This is a genomic window from Oceanobacillus caeni (genome assembly GCF_042678465.1).
Lineage (GTDB): Bacteria > Bacillota > Bacilli > Bacillales > Amphibacillaceae > Oceanobacillus > Oceanobacillus caeni.
The window spans coordinates 1-3,449 of sequence record NZ_JBHTKV010000058.1; the positions used below are offsets into that span (position 1 = coordinate 1).

Below are 3,449 nucleotides of genomic sequence, written 5' to 3' on the forward strand. Positions count from 1 at the left end.
AGCGATGGCGGAGAGGTCACACCTGTTCCCATACCGAACACAGAAGTTAAGCTCTCCAGCGCCGATGGTAGTTGGGGATTCCCCCTGCGAGAGTAGGACGCCGCCAGGCAAATTTATAAAAAGCCAGGATACAAATTTATTGTATCCTGGCTTTTTATAAAGGAAAGAAAATTAAAATTTTGATCTACCACAGCATTCCTAGCTGTAGTATTTTTAATATTAGGGTCTGTTATATAGGTAAATGTTGATAATGATCCTGCTACCTCTCTGAAACCTTGATATAATCAATATTTGGAGAAGTTATCAAGGTGAGTAAGTTTAAAAGGAATGTTATTATTTTCTAACTCCTGTTTTAATACCTTACAATACGGACAACTTGTCATTATATAAATTTCAATCATAATCATTACCTCCGAACAATTTAAATTAGCAGACTATTATGTTATCATAAAGAAAAATATAGAAATTAAGGAGACTCCTTACATGAAACGATACAGTATAATTAGTTACACAGCATTAATTTTAGGTTTAACTTCCTTCCTATCGTTAACTCCGCTGGCAATATCTAGGGGTTTTTCAACCTTTTTGTTAGTTTTATCGATTAGTGGTTTAATCTTATCCCTATATGGATTATTTAAAAAAACAGAACAAAAATCCCTTTTGTTAGTAGCACTTATTACCTAAGCATGGTTCCCCACCACCATCTTATTTATAATGTGGGTAATGGTTTAAAAAAGATTTGCATCCTATTAAACTCATAAAACTCATACTACCACCCAGATTGTTTTAGTTCAATAATCAACATTTAGAATAATTAAAAGCTTAAAGTATGGTGGGTAAAGCTCTTTGTAGTATTAAGTTTACATAAAAACACAGAATATCGGTATACTATGTTAAAATTAATTAGAATATTGGGAATTATACGAAGGAAAGGGAGAAATGAACATATGAATATATTAGTGTTTGGTGCAGGGGCAGTAGGTGCTTACTTTGGTGGAAGAATGTTAGAAGCAAACTATTCTGTATCATTTTTTGTTAGAGAAAAGCGTGCAAAGCAGTTAAAAAAAGAAGGCTTAAAATTAATAAGCCCAGAAGGTGAGTTTGAAACAAAAAATGTTACCCTATATACGTCTGAGAAAGAAGTGAAAAATATTGATTTAGTTATTCTAGCAGTGAAGGGATATCATTTAGACAGTGTCATTCCACAATTAAAGTTGATTACGGAACAAACTGGAGCATTTGTGTTACCATTATTGAACGGATTTGAACATATCGATAAATTAGATCAAGCAGTTGGCAAAGAAAAAGTATTAGGTGGATTCGCATATATTTTCGCTACTTTAAATCAACAAGGTCATGTTGTTCATGGGGGAAATAGTAGTTCCATTAAATTTGGTTCACGACATGAATCTCAAATGGATGTTTGTAATCATTTAAATTCAATGAATCAGCATGTGAAAACAAATTTATTATTAGACGAAAATATCATAAAAGAGATGTGGAGAAAATATTTATTAATTACCGCTTTTTCTGGCATTACGTCTGCAACACAATTACCTTCAGGATTTACCATAAATTCAGAGGCTACATTAAATGTTTTTAAAAATATTTTAGTTGAGATGAGTTTTATTGCTAAAAAAGAAGGTGTTATCTTTGCGGAAGAGGAAATTGCTAAGATTATATCTTCATTTAAAAGATATCCAGAAAATACTACCTCTTCTATGCATCAAGATCTACGAAAAGGACTACCAATTGAAGTCAACCATTTACAAGGGGGCGCTGTCCGCTATGCTCAAAAACATAATATTACTATCCCGGTAGTTGAGACTATTTATGGAATATTAAAGCCATATGAGAATGGTAAACCTAATTAATTAACTAAAAAACGTTTGGATTAATTCCAAGCGTTTTTTTATGCGAATTTAACTAATACATCAAAGCAACTGCAAATGATGAGTAACGGAAAGAAGATTATTCTGAGGGATTCCGGTACTCATTACGGTGATTAGTGCCCCGAACGCAAAAAAAGGATTAGCAATTTGTATAATAATCATTCCATAAAAAAATAGCATACCAGTAAATTTGGTATGCTATTTTTATTCAGTGTTTTAAGGTAAACTACTTATCGCTAGTTTTGTTAGTTTTCTTTTTACGGTTAAAGGAATTAACGATGGACGCAATTGCACCATCACCTGTAACGTTCGTTGCTGTACCAAAACTATCTTGAGCTAGATATAGGGCAATCATTAGGGAAACCATTGTAGGTCCAAAACCAAGCATACTTTCAAGAAGTCCAGCAGCGGCCATAACTGCCCCACCTGGAATACCAGGTGCTGCAATCATTGTAACACCTAACATTAAAATAAATGGGAAATAAGCGCCAAATGTCTCAACTTGTCCCTGCAAGAATAAAACAGCTAAAGAACAACTAACGATAGTGATAGTACTTCCTGATAAATGTATTGTAGCAAACAGGGGTACTGTAAAATCTACTATATTGTCGTCTGCTTTAAGTTTTTTTGCATGTTTAAGTGTAACTGGAATTGTTGCTGCTGATGATTGAGTTCCTAATGCAGTAAAGTAAGCTGGTGACATTGTTTTTAACATTTTTAAAGGATTTTGCTTACTTAGTGTACCAGCAACCGTGTATTGGAAAATTAAATATAAAAAGTGAAGTATGATAATCATGACAAATACTTTTATAAATACACTTAGTATAACAGCTACTTGACCGGAATAAGTCATATTTGCGAATATCCCAAAAATATGAATAGGTAAGAGTGGGATTATAAACTTCTCAATTACTAATTGAACAATTTCTTTAAATTCAATCATCGTTTTTAGAAGGGTGTCTTGTTTAATTGCTGCCAATCCAATACCTAGGATGAAAGATATAAGAAGTGCTGTCACTACATCCATTGGTGCTGGCATCTCAACTGTTAAAAAAGGTTTACTTAATCCTTCAGATGGATCTGTAAAAGCTTTGAGTGTTTGGTTGCTAAGTATTGTTGGGTACAAGCCTTTGGCTACGAAAAAGGCGAATAAACCAGCGATGATGGTTGATAAATACGCTAAAAAGGCACTTATTCCTAATAACTTCCCAGCACCTCGACCCATTGAACCAATTCCTGGGGTTATAAAACCAATGATTATAAATGGTATAATGAAACCTAAAAAGTTTCCAAATAGTCCATTAAAGGTAGCAAACAAACGAATAAAAAACTCATTTGCAAATGAACCTATCAGGATACCTAAAACTATTGCGATAATTATACGTGGTAAAAGTCCTATCCGTTTCAAAAGTAACTCTCCTTATTTTTTAATACATACTTTTTTATTTTACTATAAAGCTCGACAAATGCATAGATATAGAATCATGACCACCCGTCCAACGGGTGGTTTGCACAACGGCTATAAGCCTATACTACCGACCAGCGTCTCAAGGCGCT

The 3,449-nt window shown here is 33.6% G+C and carries 4 protein-coding genes and 1 rRNA gene; 3 read left to right on the forward strand and 2 right to left on the reverse strand.

The genetic code is table 11. The annotated features are described in order from the left end of the window. Positions 1-109, forward strand: a 5S ribosomal RNA gene (gene rrf / locus ACFQ18_RS17900); the annotation flags it as partial. Positions 110-284: 175 nt separating this feature from the next. On the opposite strand, the gene ACFQ18_RS17905 is transcribed toward rrf, so the two are convergent. Then, entirely contained in the window at positions 285-407 is a 123-nt protein-coding gene (locus ACFQ18_RS17905; protein ID WP_083452626.1) for a glutaredoxin domain-containing protein, read from the reverse strand. 76 nt (positions 408-483) lie between these two features. Here ACFQ18_RS17905 and ACFQ18_RS17910 point away from each other — a divergent pair, with 76 nt between their 5' ends. Both ACFQ18_RS17910 and ACFQ18_RS17915 read left to right on the forward strand, forming a co-directional pair. Next, a complete protein-coding gene (locus ACFQ18_RS17910) occupies positions 484-684 on the forward strand; it encodes a hypothetical protein (RefSeq protein ID WP_047184453.1) in 201 nt (66 codons plus the stop codon). Between the two features lie 263 nt (positions 685-947). Next, the gene (locus tag ACFQ18_RS17915; RefSeq protein WP_047184452.1) at positions 948-1,874 is read left to right on the forward strand and encodes a ketopantoate reductase family protein; all 927 of its coding nucleotides are present in this window, start codon (positions 948-950) and stop codon (positions 1,872-1,874) included. 244 nt (positions 1,875-2,118) lie between these two features. Here ACFQ18_RS17915 and ACFQ18_RS17920 read toward each other — a convergent pair whose 3' ends face one another. Beyond that, entirely contained in the window at positions 2,119-3,300 is a 1,182-nt protein-coding gene (locus tag ACFQ18_RS17920; RefSeq protein ID WP_047184451.1) for a dicarboxylate/amino acid:cation symporter, read from the reverse strand. Positions 3,301-3,449: the final 149 nt, after the last annotated feature.